We start from the raw sequence: 12,615 nt of genomic DNA on the forward strand, positions 1-12,615 counted from the left end.
CGAATCGAGCCTGTGCGACGTCCTCAGGTCTCACTCAACCGCGGTGACGTCCTCAGGTCTCACTCAACCGCAGTGATGGCCCGGGTTCAACCGCAGTGGCGGCCCGGGAACGAACGACCCTCACACCGCTTCGACGTCGACCCAGGCTCGGGTCGACACCGATTTCAGGACCGCTTCTGTCACGAGCACCGCGCGGACTCCGTCGCGGAGTGTGGGCAGTCCCTCCGGATCACCGCCGGCGAAGTACGAGTAGGAGTCGGCGACGAAGGAGTTGAAGGCGTCCTGATATCCCTGCGCGTGGCCGGCCGGGACCGCACACAGTCTCGCGGCATCGGCGTGCATCGTTTCGGGATCACGGACAAGGAGGCGACTCTCGTCTCGGCGTCCCCACCACAGACGTTCCGGCTGCTCCTGGTCGAACCGGAGGCTCGCCTCGGTGCCGGCGATCTCGACGGTGAGCGAATTCTTCCGTCCCGGTGCCAACTGGGACACGAGCAGCGTGCCGATGGCTCCACCAGCGAATTCGGCGGTGACGGCCACGGTGTCTTCCGTCGCCACGGAGGCCCCGCCTCGGCGAGGGTGGACGGTCCGTGTCGTCGCCACCAGGGACGAGATGCGGTCGTCGACGATGAACTCGATGAGGTCGACGAGGTGGGAGCCGATGTCCGCGAACGCACGTGAGGGTCCGCCGCGGGCCGATTCGACGCGCCAGTTCTCATCGTCGGCGCCGAGCAGCCAGTCCTGCAGATACCCGGCGTCGACGGTGAGCAGCCGGCCGGCTCCACCGGCGCGAAAGCGGGCACGAGCCTCGCGGACCATCGGATGGAAGCGGTAGACGAAGGGGACGGTCCCGGCCAGTCCCTGCTCCTCGGCGCGAGCGAGCACGGCCCGGGCAGATGGCGAATCGGTCGCCAACGGCTTCTCGCAGATGATCGCGGAACCGGCATCGAGCGCCCGCAGCGACTGTTCGGCGTGGACATCGTTGGGAGTGCACACGTGGACGATGTCGAGAGACCGGTCGATGAGTTCGTCGACAGATGCGGAATCCGCGAACCCGAGTTCGGCAGCCGCCCGGGCGCTGCCGGTGGGCCCGGACGTGGCGACGGTGTCGAGCACGGCCCCGGCCGCACGCGCTGCCCGACTGTGGACGCGCCCCATGAACCCGCCGCCGATCACACCGATGTGGGGCGGTCGGCCCCCTGCTGAAGCACCTTTGACCATGCCTCATTATGCAATCGCGCGCCCAGTCCCGTCGACCGCGCACCGGCACCGACACCGAGGTGGCGACCGGCGGACCGGCACCGAGGTGGCGACCTGCGGACCGACGGGCGCCACATAGTGGAACCGACGCGCCCGTGCCAGGGTGCGGCGGTCCGTGGACTCGCCCCGGGCCTCTACACTGAGAGAAGTGGCCGCACGATCCCCCGTTCGCTGCGTGCGCCACGTCTCCGAAGGAGTGTCATTGTCCCAGAACCGCCCATTCGCCCAGGTCGACGTCTTCTCCGCAGTTGCCTACCGCGGCAATCCCGTTGCCGTCATCCTCGATTCCGATGACCTCGATGACGAGCAGATGGCGCGGATCGCCAATTGGACGAACCTGTCCGAGACCACTTTCGTCCTCTCCCCCACGGACCCCGCCGCCGACTACCGCCTGCGGATCTTCACTCCGCACCGGGAACTGCCCTTCGCCGGCCACCCCACCCTCGGTTCGGCCGCGGCCTGGCTCGACGCCGGAGGCACACCCAAGCAGGAGGGCCGAATCGTCCAGGAATGCGGTGCCGGACTCGTCGACATTCGCCGAGGCGGCCCCACCCTCGCCTTCGCCGCTCCCGAACGCCTGCGCACCGGTGAGCTCGACGAAACGTACGTGGCGCAGATCGCAGCGGCCCTCGGCGTCGATCGCGGCGACATCCTCGATCATCAGTGGGTCGACAACGGCCCCGGCTGGGCGGCCGTGCGGCTGCGCAGCGCCGAACAGGTGCTCGCTCTGACCCCCGACTTCTCGGCGATCCCCGATGCCAAGCTCGGTGTCCTCGGCTCCCATCCGGCCGCCTCGGCGCACGAATATGAGATCCGCGCCTTCGTCCCCGGCGTCGGCGTCGCCGAAGACCCCGTCACCGGCAGCCTCAATGCTTCCGTCGCCCAGTGGCTCATCGGTGCCGGCCTCGCCCCGGACTCCTATACGGCCACTCAGGGCACCGCGCTCGGCCGCGCCGGGGTCATCTCGATCACCCGAGACGACGATGAGATCTGGGTCGGCGGCGCCACGACCGTGTGCTTCCGCGGGACGGTGATCGCATGAACCGCCATGTCACCGAGGTGAACAAACCGAAGAAGCGGCTGCGCATCTTCCACGGTCGCATGTACTTCGCGCTCCAGGCCCTCGCGGGGGCCGCGTGGTGGCTGGGCACCGCGACGATCCCCGCCGTGCAGACGGCGACGCTGGGCGGAATCGACCCGCTGATCATCGCCATCGTCGACATCCCGCTCTTCGTCATCGGCTCGGCCCTGGCCGCGCTCAACTTCCGCTGGGCCGTGTGGATCGCCACGGGCTGGAGTGTGCTCGTCGCCCTCGGCATGATCATCTACGCGACCGCCACCACCGAGGCGGGACTCGGTGCCGTACTCATGATCCTCGCCGCGCTCGGCAGCGTGCTCGCCGGCGCCCTCATGCTCTACGGCCGCATCCCGTCCGAGAAGCTCCTCATCGGCCCCTTCGCCTTCCACAGTTCGCACACCCGCGTGCGCTCCCACCTGCTCGTGCGCACCACGATCCAGGTCGTCATCTTCTGGAGCGTCTTCCTCGTCATCATCCCCCTGATCATCAACAGCTTCGAGGACCGATGGGGCCTCGCCTACAAGTTCCCGATCCTGGTGGCCGTCCTCGGCTTCGCTCTGCTCGCGTTCTCCAGCGTCATCGGAGTGTGGTCGGCCCGCGCGATCGCGAACTTCGGCTCCGGAACCCCATTGCCCGGACAGATGGCCAACCACCTGGTCACCCGCGGACCCTACTCCTTCGTCCGCAACCCGATGGCCATCGCGGGCATCGTCCAAGGCGTGTCGATGGGTGTGCTCATCGGCTCATGGCTCGTCGTCGTCTACGCACTCGTCGGCTCGCTGCTGTGGAACTGGCTCATCCGCCCCCACGAGGAGGCCGACCTGTATGAGCGCTTCGGCGACGAATACCGCGAATACGCCGACCGGGTGTACTGCTGGTGGCCGCGATACTCACAGACCTCGTCGGCGGACCTTGCCGACGAGGCCTGATCGGACTCTCGGCGCACACGGGCGAGCTGCCCTCACCCTGCGTCGTGGAACGTCACCGCGTAGCCGTCGAGGTCGGCGATCGTGAAGGTGAGACCGAAGGGGCTGGGGGCCGGCGCGCGGAGGATCTCGACCCCTGCCTCGGCGAGGGAGTCATGGAGAGCGCGCGCATCTTCACATCTCAGCCACAACGCTACCCCGTTCCCCGGACGGTCCCCGGAATCGAGATCGACGCCGGGCAGCGGTTCGCGCACCGCGAAGGGGATCGGCGAGGTGGTGAACACGACCGCTCCGGGAGGTGCGGATGGGGCGCGAGTGAGTCCGAGCTTCGATTCGTAGAACTCGGCGGCCGCTTCGACATCGCGCACCTGCACGGCGATGAAGTCCGGACCGCTCACTGTGCCGACCGACCCCGTGCCGGCCGACCCTGCTCTGACTGACTCCGGATTGCCTGATTCAGTGCTGGCTGATTCAGTGCTGGCTGACGCATTCATGACGTTCTCCCTGCTCTTTCGGCACCCCGCCGCTTGACGGAACTCTTTATTCGTTGAATGTCAGTATCCTGACATCAGCAAATGTATGTCAGAATGCTTACATGGGTCAAGGTTCAGAGAGTCACGATGTGGAGACGGACACTGATGGGCGGACGAACGATGCGGCACCGGTGGCGCTCGAATCCCACCTCGGCTATCAGCTCAAGCACCTGCAGACAGCGCTGCGGTCTCGGATGGACGAGACGCTGCGACCGCTGGGGCTGACCACGCCGCAGTACAACTGCCTCGAGCAGCTGCGCAGGCGGCCGGGAGCGTCGAATTCCGAGCTTGCCCGCGGCGCCTTCGTCACCCGGCAGACGATGAACACTCTTCTGCGCGGATTGCAGGACCGCGAACTCGTCACCCGCCCGGTGAAGGCCGACTCCGGTCGTGTCCTGCCCACGCGTCTCACCCCGGCGGGCGAAAGGCTGCTCGACCGGGCGGCGTCGCGAGTCGAGGCGATCTCGGACCGGATGGTCTCGCCACTCGACGAAGAGACTCGGACGATGGTCACCGAGGCGCTCGGTCTGTGCATCGCGGCCCTCGAGGCTCCGGAGAACGGCTGAGAATCCGGAGAACGACTGGGGGAGATCCGATATCCGGCATACTCCCTAGACGGCCGCGAGCTCCCGGCCTGAATCACTCCGCGCCCTCCGCTTCGGCCATACGGCCATGCAGCACAGGCCGAGGAGCGCGCCGATGCCCGCGCCGATCGTGTTCGTGACGAGGTCGCTGAGCGTGGCGAACCGGGTCTGCGTGAACACGGTGCCCTGGAAGATCTCGATGGCGGCGCTGAAGCCCGCACCGAAGAGGAACCCGAACCACCAGCGGCTGCGCCCGAAATGCAGGGCGGCAAGGAAGCCGAAGGGAATGAACATCGCCACATTGCCGAGCTTCTCGACCCGTTCGTAGGTCAGCCAGGCCGTCTCCCGGTGAGCGGCGAAGAGGTCGAGTGCGTACCCGATGAGGGTGTCCGGGCCGGTGCCCATCTGCTGCGGGGTCAGCGTGATGGCGGCGATGAAGAGGGTGTAGAGAACGAGAAGGGCCAGCGGCGCACCGACGGTGCGCTGATCACGATCTGTCATCACCGTCCCACATACGGCCGAATCCTTGGAGAGCGGTCAACGGATCTCGTGAACGATGGGGTTGGAACGTCCTCAACGGACTTCGTGATCGATGGGTTCGTCGTCCCACCTCGGCGGCCAGATGGTCATGACGATGAGCCCGAGCAGCGCGCCGATCCCGGCACCGAGGCTGTTCGTCACGAGGTCGCTGATCGTGGCGAAGCGGGTGGGTGAGAGCAGGGTCGCCTGCGTGCCTTCGATGAGGCAGGTGAAGGCGATCCCCGTGACCCAGCCGACCCACCAGCGGCTGCGTCCGCACTGGAGCGCGACGAGCAGACCGAAGGGAACGAACATGCCGACGTTCGCGAGCTTCTCGAGGATGTCGTAGTCGATCCACGCCGTCACCGGGTGAGAGGCGAGGAACTCGAGCAGTCGGGCGATGAACGAACCGGAACCCGTGTCGAGCTGGTTCGGGGTGAGCGTGACGAGGCCGATGAAGATCGTGTAGAGGATGAGCAGCGCCAAGGGCACGGTCCGCACTCGCCTCTTCGACCCTGTCATCGCACCCGCCCCCTCACCACTGTTCAGCGACCTCGACTCAGATGACTTCGCTCAGACTGCTTCGACATCGTCGAAGCTCGCGGTGTCGATGACGACGCGGAAGCGCACATCTCCGGCCACGACCCTGTCGTAGGCGGCGTCCGCCTCGGTGACGGGGATCGTCTCGATCTTCGCGGCGATGCCGTGCTCGGCGCAGAAGTCGAGCATCTCCTGGGTCTCGGCGATGCCGCCGATGTTCGATCCGGCGAGCACCTTGGCCCCGCCGATGATCGAACCGAAGGACAGCTTCTGCTTCTCCGGCGGCAGTCCGACGACGGCCATGACTCCACGCGGCCCCAGCAGGTGGAGGTAGCGGTCGACGGGGATGTCGGCGCTGATCGTGTTGAGGATGAGGTCGAATTCGCCGTTGTGCCGGCGGAAGAATCCGTCCTCGGTGGTGGCGAGCATCCGCTTCGCGCCGAGGGCGAGCGCATCGGCTTCCTTGTTGAGCGTGCGTGAGAGAACGGTCACCTCGGCGCCCATGGCCGCGGCGATCTGCACACCCATGTGGCCGAGCCCGCCGAGCCCGACGACGGCGACCTGCTTGGGTGCGCCGTTCTTCTTCTCACCGGCGCCCCACCGGGCCAGCGGCTGGTAGGTGGTGATGCCCGCGCACAGCAGCGGGGCGGCGACGTCGAAGTCGAGGGAATCGGGGATGCGGCACACGAAGCGTTCGTTGACGACGACCTTCTGAGCGTATCCGCCCTGCGTGATCGTGCCGTCGACGTCTTCGACGTTGTAGGTGCCGACATTGCCCGTGAAGCAGTTCTGCTCCTGGCCGGCCCGGCACTCCTCGCATTCGCCGCAGGAGTCGACCATGCAGCCGACTCCCACACGGTCGCCGACCTTCCACCCTGTGACCTCGGAGCCGACGGCTTCGAGGACACCGGCGATCTCATGGCCGACGGTCAGCGGGAAGTTCGCCTCACCCCATTCGTTGCGGATGGTGTGGATGTCGCTGTGGCAGATGCCCGCGGCCCTGATGTCGATGACGACGTCGTCGGGACGCGGATCGCGTCGCTGGATGGTCGTGACGGAAAACGGCTGGTCCGGCCCGGTCTTCTGCAGTGCTTTGACGCTGATGCTCATGTGCTCTCCTTGTTCGGATATGCGAAACTGGGCCCCATCGTCCAGCGCCTGACGCCCGCAGTCTATTCCATGCATCGGCACTGATCTTTCAGTTCGCACTCAGTGCTCGAATCGGGCTCCCACCGGCTCAGTCCTCGCCCCAGGGCGGTCTTCGAATCGACTCAGTCCTTGGTCGCGCGCTGCCCGATGTTCAGCTCGAGAGGGAAATCGACGGGGGCATCACCGAAGAGCAGACAGCCCGCCGAGGCGGCCGCCGCCCTGATCTCCTCCGCCGCCCGTTCGGCCTGCTCGGCCGGGGCGTGGACGATGACCTCATCGTGGAGGAAGAAGACAAGGTGGGCGCGGCGTGAGAACACCGGTCCCGAGGCCGCCGCCGGTTCCGAGGCAACCGGTTCGACAGCCGACCGACCGGTCGATCCCGACCCTCCGTCGCTTGCGGGCAGCCGGGCCAAACGCAGCCGCAGATCGGCGAGCCAGGCCAGCGCCCATTCGGCGGCGGTGCCCTGGACGACGAAGTTGCGGGTGAATCGTCCCTGGTCACCGGCGGCCCGGCGGGCCCGCTGCTCATCGGCCCCGGTGGCGTCGAAGCGGTTCGCGGCCTTCTGCAGGCGCTGCCAGCCCTCGCTCGGCGGCGGGGAGGTCCGCCCCAGCCAGGTGGACACGACTCCCCCACGCACTCCCACCTCGGCGGCGGAATCGACGAGATGCATCGCGGCGGGGAAATTCGCACGCAGGCGAGGCACCAAGGCACCCGCCTCACCGGTCGTCGAACCGTACATGGCACCGAGCACCGCGATCTTCGCCTCCTGCCGCGTGGCCACGACGCCGGCATCGACGAGCCCGGAGTACAGGTCTTTGCCGAACCCGGCCGCGGCCATCGCCCGGTCCCCGGACATGGCGGCGAGCGCACGGGGTTCGAGCTGAGCGACGTCGGCGGAGACGAGACGCCATCCGTGGTCGGCGCGCAGGGCCGGGCGCAGCTGTCGCGGAATCTGCAGAGCCCCTCCCCCACTGGCCGCCCAGCGACCGGTGACGACGCCGCCGGGCACATAGACCGGCCGATAGCGCCCCTCATCCACCCACTCATCGAGCCAATGCCAGCCGTTGGCGCTCAGCAGCCGCGCCATCTTCTTGTATTCGAGCAGAGGTGCGATCGCCGGATGCTCGCTGCCGCTCAGCTCCCATTTCGAAGTCGAGGCGACGTTGATGCCGGCATTGTGCAGGGAGGACAGCAGCCGGTTCGGGGAGTCGAGGTTGACCCGCGGGTCCTCGAGCGCGGCACGGACCTGATCGGCCTTCGCCAGCATCTTCGCGGGTTTCCCATCACGGATCGGCCGGGGCCCGAGGAGCTCAGTGAGGATCCGGTCGTGCTCGGCCTCGTCCCAGGGCACCCCGGCCGCTCGCATCTCCGCGGCGACGAGCCCTCCGGCCGATTCCGCGGCCAGCAGCAGACGCAGCCGACCCGGATCGCCTGCGCTGTCGACGGCGGCGGTCTGGCGGGCGAACTCGGCCAGGGCCGCCTCAAGGTCGTGCGGCACCTGCGGGACACGGCCGCGGCCGGCGTCGACCTCGAAGAGCGCGGCGGCCTCCTCACCGTCCTCGGCGCCGGTGGGCGCGGCGTCCCAATCCTCGGCGGCACGGAGCGGCTCGGCGGCGGTGACGAGTTCGGAGCGGGCGAGGATCGCATGAGCCAGTCGCAGATCGTGGCAGCGTTCGATGCTCACCCCGGCCGCCAGCAGCGGCGGGTACCACTTCGGGGTGTCGCTGAAGACCCATCTCGGCGGGGGTGTGCGCTGATCCGCCCCGTCGGCGCCGGACCCGTCGGGGCCGACAGCGGCGTTTCCGGCCAGGTTCTCACGGTCACGGACGAACTCGGGCAGGGCCGCCTCGGCGAGTTCGATCCGACCGATCTGTGCACCTGTCGCATCGAGATCGACGATGCCGATCCGCGCCCCCTCGAGCCCGGTGCCGGGCACGGTCCCGAGCACGCAGGCGGCGGGCAGCTGATCGGGGGCGACGGTCATGGGTTCAGCCTACGCCGCGACGAGCTGCGGAAGGGCCCTTCACGAGCACTCTCGGCACGATGCGGACCCGCCCGGTCCGCACCTTGACCTCCGCGCCGAGAACGACAGTGATCCTGGTAACGTCGGAAGCGAATTCCGGGTGCCGAACTCCGCTCGAAAGGCTCGATCACAACATGGACGTTGTCTCCTCCCTCACCTCAGCCCTGCCGGCCTCGGCCGTCATCACCGATCCCGACTCGATGGACGCCTACCGCTGGGATCGAGCGAACGATCCTGATGCCGGCGTACCGCTGGCCGTCGTCCGAGTGTCCTCCACCGAGGAGGTGCAGCAGGTCGTGCGCATCGCCGCCGAGGCGAAGGTGCCGATCGTGCCCCGCGGCGCCGGTTCCGGACTGTCCGGAGGCAGCTCCGCGATCGCCGGCGGAATCGTGCTCTCCCTGGATCAGATGCGCGAGATCAGCATCGATCCGATCACGCGCATGGCCGTCGTCCAGCCGGGTGCCTTCAACGCCGAGGTGAAGGCCGCCGCCGCCGAACACGGCCTGTGGTACCCGCCGGATCCCTCGTCCTTCGAGTTCTGCTCGATCGGCGGCAACATCGCCACGAACGCCGGCGGGCTGTGCTGCGTGAAATACGGCGTGACCACGGACTATGTGCTGGGCATGACGGTGGTGCTCGCCGATGGGCGGGCCGTAAATCTCGGTGGACCCAGGCTCAAGGACGTCGCGGGTCTGCCGCTGACGAAGCTCTTCGTCGGCTCCGAAGGAACCCTGGGCATCATCACCGAGGTGACCCTGCGACTCATTCCCGCCCAGCTGCCCCCGACGACCGTCGTCGCGATGTTCGGCAAGCTCGCCGATGCCACGCAGGCCGTGCTCGACATCGCGAAGGCCATGCGGCCGTCGATGCTCGAGTTCATGGACAAGCCGTCGATCAACGCCGTCGAGGACGAACTGAAGATGGGTCTCGACCGGGAGGCCGAGGGCATGCTCGTCATCCAATCCGACGAACCCGGAGAGCATTCGAGCGTGCAGGCGGCGCTCATCGAAGAGATCTGCAACTCCAACGCCGCCTCCGAGTGCTACCTCACCGCCGACCCCGATGAGGGCGAAGCCTTCGTCACGGCCCGCCGCATCGCGATTCCGGCCGTGGAGAAGAAGGGCGCTCTGCTGCTCGAGGACGTCGGAGTCCCGCTGCCGAAGCTCGGCGACCTCGTGCTCGGCATCGAGAAGATCTCGACCGAGCGTGAGGTCACGATCGCCGTCATCGCCCACGCCGGCGACGGCAACACGCACCCTCTGCTCGTGCTCGACCCGAAGGATGAGGCGCAGCAGGAGCGCGCGCGCATCGCCTACGGCGAAGTCATGGACCTGGCGACCGGCCTCGGCGGCACCATCACCGGTGAGCACGGCGTCGGCCGGCTCAAAGCCCCATGGCTCGCGCCCTACCTCGGCGAGGACGTCATGGAGCTCAACCACCGGATCAAACAGGCCCTCGATCCTGACAACATCTTCAACCCCGGATCGGTCTACACCGGGCTGGTCTGAGGAACCTTCTCAATCGAAGCCAGTTGTGTTGTTGACAAGCCGCAGAAGACCATAGAAGATAAACACGAATTAATACTTTTGAAGTTTCTCTCCTGCGTATGTGCCAGGATAGGAACCGAGGAAGTTCGGATCGTGCAGGCAGTGTTGATATCAATGGAGAGAAATGGTCGCAGAGGATAGCCCCGATCCGCACGAGTCGAGCGACTCTTTGCGGGACGTAAATGAGGTGTCGGAGACGAGCGCCTTCGATGCGCAGGGCCTTCCCAACGAGAATAGTTTTGATCAAACCCCAAGCTGGGTTGACTCAATGCGACGCCAGTTTGCGTCGCTGATCGAGAAATCCGCAAAGAATGCCGAAGACAAATTTGATCAGCTTCGCGCCGAGACCAGCGCGTTCCACGAGCGAGCAGCGGCCTATGAGGATAATGCTCGGTCGCTTCACTCACGGATCGAGAAACTGCAGGACGACCAAGTGCGGTCACTGCTGAAGCCGTTCTTCGAACGTCTGTCGACTCTGCATGCTCAGGCTCTTGACAGTTCAGCAGCGCTGGCCACGGAAGCTCCTGCGGCCGCAGAGGACTTCGAGTACTTCGCCGAGACAATCGAAGACATGTTCTCGCTTTACGACATCGATTCCGTCGGCGCCGCAGTCGGGAACCCGTTCGATGCGCGTCTCCATCAGTCCGCACGAATCATTGCGACCGAAGACCCTGCACTCGATGCCACGATCCAGAGAGTTGCTCGTCAGGGATTCATCTTCGCAGGCGCTGACCGCGTGCTTCTGCCCGCACGCGTCTCAGTATTTCGCTACACGCCCACTCCCGACATCGAGTCTGAGGCGTCACACGCCGTCGCTTCAGAACACCGATCCACCGACACGAAAGAGAGCTCCCCATGAGCGAGCCCGCCTACGGCATCGACCTCGGAACCACCTACTCGGCGATCGCGCGGATCAGTGATCTCGGCGGCACAGAGATCATCAAGAACTTCGAAGGCGATGACACGACGCCGTCGGCAGTCTACTTCGAGGGCCCGGGGGCCGCGATCGTCGGAACCGAAGCGAAGCGTGTTGCGCCAACAGCTCCCGACAATGCGTGCCTACTGATCAAGCGCCACATGGGCACCGAGTACCCCCAGGAATTTCAGGGCGAGAGCTACACTCCTGAAGCGATCTCGTCAATGATCATCAAAGAACTCGTCAACGCTGCGAACAATCAAACAGGCAGGTCCATCACCAAGGTTGTCATCACGGTTCCAGCCTATTTCGGGGTCAAAGAGCGTGAATCCACGCGTCAGGCCGGACAGATGGCAGGTGTCGACGTCATCGGAATCGTCACGGAGCCCGTTGCCGCGGCGCTGTCGATCGGTGCCCGCAGCGACAAGGACGAGACGATCCTGGTCTATGACCTCGGAGGCGGTACGTTCGACACGACGATCATGCAGATCAGCAACGGGTCCGTGAAAGTCATCTCCGTCGACGGCAACCGCGAACTCGGCGGCGCCGACTGGGACAGCGTCCTCTTCGATCTGGTGGTCGAGAAGTTCATTGAGTCGGCCGAACTCGGCGATGATGACCCCCGCTACGACGAAGATTTCGCGCTCGACCTCCGGCTCGAGATCGAAACACTCAAGAAGACTCTGAGCCGACGTGAGTCCGCGAATGTACGCGTGGCCTATGAAGGAGAAAAAGCCACCATTGAGGTCACTCGGGATGAATTCGAACAGGCGACTCGTCATCTCATACTGCAGACGATCGAGATCTCCGAACGTGCCTTGTCAACTGCACTGGAGAAGGATTCGTCGATTGTCATCGACCGCGTTCTCCTGGTCGGCGGTTCTTCGCGTATGCCCATGGTCAAAGAATCGCTCAAGGAGCATCTGGGCTGGGACGCCCAGGACACTGAGTTCGATCTGGCTGTGGCCAAAGGTGCCGCGATCTACGGTCAGGCTGCCGTCGATGAAGTGCTTGCCACCGGTGATGAGGAGTCGACCCCGGAGATCTCGGACGACGCTCCTACTCGAGCATTCTTCCCAGGCGGCGCGGCGAAGCTCGACATCGTCAACGTCCTCTCACGTGGAATCGGCTGTGGGCTCGTACGCGAAGAAGACCACGACGAGCACTTCGTGCGCTTCTTGGTGCACGCAAATGATCAGATTCCGTGTTCGGCTGAGCCAGTCAAGGCATCGGCCATCACTGACGGACAGACCACGGTCAAAGTCACGATGTACGAACAGGGCGGCGAGCAGGAATCAGATGCACTCGAAGACAATGACCTGCTCAAAGAGACCACGCTGGAACTGCCAGAGCCGATTGACCGCGGCGATCCGATCGATGTCACGCTTGAGGTCTCCAGCGAGGGGTTGGCAACGATGGTCGTCACCGATGCCACAAGCGGAAAGTCTGTTCAGCTCGAAGCCATGCTGAGCGTGCTCTCAAAGGAACAGGTGGCAGAGGAGACTGCGAAGGTCTCGGCCATGGCATTGCGTTCGTAGC

The 12,615-nt window shown here is 65.8% G+C and carries 12 protein-coding genes; 6 read left to right on the forward strand and 6 right to left on the reverse strand.

The window, feature by feature from the left end; all coding sequences use genetic code 11:
- Window positions 1-120: 120 nt before the first annotated feature.
- Window positions 121-1,221, reverse strand: a complete 1,101-nt coding sequence (locus ACQE2J_RS00455; protein ID WP_135537632.1) for a Gfo/Idh/MocA family protein — start codon at window positions 1,219-1,221, stop codon at window positions 121-123.
- 241 nt (window positions 1,222-1,462) lie between these two features.
- On the opposite strand from ACQE2J_RS00455, the gene ACQE2J_RS00460 reads away from it, so the two are divergent.
- Window positions 1,463-2,302 carry a PhzF family phenazine biosynthesis protein gene (locus ACQE2J_RS00460; protein WP_205683284.1) on the forward strand — a complete coding sequence of 280 codons (840 nt, stop codon included), beginning with the start codon at window positions 1,463-1,465 and terminating at the stop codon, window positions 2,300-2,302.
- Window positions 2,299-3,267 (forward strand): methyltransferase family protein, encoded by a 969-nt coding sequence (locus ACQE2J_RS00465; protein WP_425119142.1) that lies wholly within the window; start codon window positions 2,299-2,301, stop codon window positions 3,265-3,267. The genes ACQE2J_RS00460 and ACQE2J_RS00465 overlap by 4 nt, the downstream gene beginning before the upstream one ends.
- A gap of 32 nt (window positions 3,268-3,299) precedes the next feature.
- Here the strand turns inward: ACQE2J_RS00465 and ACQE2J_RS00470 are convergent, their stop codons facing one another.
- Window positions 3,300-3,662, reverse strand: a complete 363-nt coding sequence (locus ACQE2J_RS00470; RefSeq protein ID WP_425119141.1) for a VOC family protein — start codon at window positions 3,660-3,662, stop codon at window positions 3,300-3,302.
- A gap of 224 nt (window positions 3,663-3,886) precedes the next feature.
- Between ACQE2J_RS00470 and ACQE2J_RS00475 the strand changes: the two genes are divergently transcribed.
- Window positions 3,887-4,363 carry a MarR family winged helix-turn-helix transcriptional regulator gene (locus ACQE2J_RS00475; protein ID WP_426936852.1) on the forward strand — a complete coding sequence of 159 codons (477 nt, stop codon included), beginning with the start codon at window positions 3,887-3,889 and terminating at the stop codon, window positions 4,361-4,363.
- A gap of 45 nt (window positions 4,364-4,408) precedes the next feature.
- Here ACQE2J_RS00475 and ACQE2J_RS00480 read toward each other — a convergent pair whose 3' ends face one another.
- From ACQE2J_RS00480 to ACQE2J_RS00495, 4 genes are all read right to left on the reverse strand, one after another.
- The gene (locus ACQE2J_RS00480; RefSeq protein ID WP_426936853.1) at window positions 4,409-4,882 is read right to left on the reverse strand and encodes a VanZ family protein; all 474 of its coding nucleotides are present in this window, start codon (window positions 4,880-4,882) and stop codon (window positions 4,409-4,411) included.
- Window positions 4,883-4,954: 72 nt separating this feature from the next.
- Window positions 4,955-5,422, reverse strand: coding sequence for a VanZ family protein (locus ACQE2J_RS00485; protein ID WP_425119139.1), 468 nt, complete (start codon window positions 5,420-5,422; stop codon window positions 4,955-4,957).
- Window positions 5,423-5,473: 51 nt separating this feature from the next.
- Complete coding sequence (locus ACQE2J_RS00490; protein ID WP_426936854.1) at window positions 5,474-6,550, reverse strand: NAD(P)-dependent alcohol dehydrogenase; 1,077 nt, start codon at window positions 6,548-6,550, stop codon at window positions 5,474-5,476.
- A gap of 161 nt (window positions 6,551-6,711) precedes the next feature.
- A complete protein-coding gene (locus ACQE2J_RS00495) occupies window positions 6,712-8,574 on the reverse strand; it encodes a bifunctional 3'-5' exonuclease/DNA polymerase (protein WP_426936855.1) in 1,863 nt (620 codons plus the stop codon).
- A gap of 173 nt (window positions 8,575-8,747) precedes the next feature.
- On the opposite strand from ACQE2J_RS00495, the gene ACQE2J_RS00500 reads away from it, so the two are divergent.
- The 3 genes from ACQE2J_RS00500 (at window position 8,748) to ACQE2J_RS00510 (ending at window position 12,614) form a co-directional block, all read left to right on the forward strand.
- Complete coding sequence (locus ACQE2J_RS00500; RefSeq protein WP_426936856.1) at window positions 8,748-10,121, forward strand: FAD-binding oxidoreductase; 1,374 nt, start codon at window positions 8,748-8,750, stop codon at window positions 10,119-10,121.
- Window positions 10,122-10,284: 163 nt separating this feature from the next.
- Window positions 10,285-11,019: a nucleotide exchange factor GrpE gene (grpE, locus tag ACQE2J_RS00505; protein WP_426936857.1), complete on the forward strand. Its 735-nt coding sequence runs from the start codon at window positions 10,285-10,287 to the stop codon at window positions 11,017-11,019.
- Window positions 11,016-12,614 (forward strand): Hsp70 family protein, encoded by a 1,599-nt coding sequence (locus ACQE2J_RS00510; RefSeq protein ID WP_426936858.1) that lies wholly within the window; start codon window positions 11,016-11,018, stop codon window positions 12,612-12,614. Before grpE ends, ACQE2J_RS00510 begins: the two co-directional genes overlap by 4 nt.
- Window position 12,615 lies beyond the last annotated feature (1 nt).

This window comes from Brevibacterium sp. LE-L (assembly GCF_050214925.1).
In the GTDB taxonomy this organism is placed as follows: Bacteria; Actinomycetota; Actinomycetes; order Actinomycetales; family Brevibacteriaceae; genus Brevibacterium.

What these genes read in the sequence shown, in the direction of transcription:
- ACQE2J_RS00490 (WP_426936854.1), bottom strand. Translation starts at nt 6,550, where the DNA reads ATGAGCATCAGCGTCAAAGCACTGCAGAAGACCGGGCCGGACCAGCCG.
- ACQE2J_RS00500 (WP_426936856.1), top strand. Translation starts at nt 8,748, where the DNA reads ATGGACGTTGTCTCCTCCCTCACCTCAGCCCTGCCGGCCTCGGCCGTC.
- ACQE2J_RS00480 (WP_426936853.1), bottom strand. Translation starts at nt 4,882, where the DNA reads ATGACAGATCGTGATCAGCGCACCGTCGGTGCGCCGCTGGCCCTTCTC.
- ACQE2J_RS00485 (WP_425119139.1), bottom strand. Translation starts at nt 5,422, where the DNA reads ATGACAGGGTCGAAGAGGCGAGTGCGGACCGTGCCCTTGGCGCTGCTC.
- ACQE2J_RS00510 (WP_426936858.1), top strand. Translation starts at nt 11,016, where the DNA reads ATGAGCGAGCCCGCCTACGGCATCGACCTCGGAACCACCTACTCGGCG.
- ACQE2J_RS00495 (WP_426936855.1), bottom strand. Translation starts at nt 8,574, where the DNA reads ATGACCGTCGCCCCCGATCAGCTGCCCGCCGCCTGCGTGCTCGGGACC.
- grpE (WP_426936857.1), top strand. Translation starts at nt 10,285, where the DNA reads ATGGTCGCAGAGGATAGCCCCGATCCGCACGAGTCGAGCGACTCTTTG.
- ACQE2J_RS00455 (WP_135537632.1), bottom strand. Translation starts at nt 1,221, where the DNA reads ATGGTCAAAGGTGCTTCAGCAGGGGGCCGACCGCCCCACATCGGTGTG.
- ACQE2J_RS00465 (WP_425119142.1), top strand. Translation starts at nt 2,299, where the DNA reads ATGAACCGCCATGTCACCGAGGTGAACAAACCGAAGAAGCGGCTGCGC.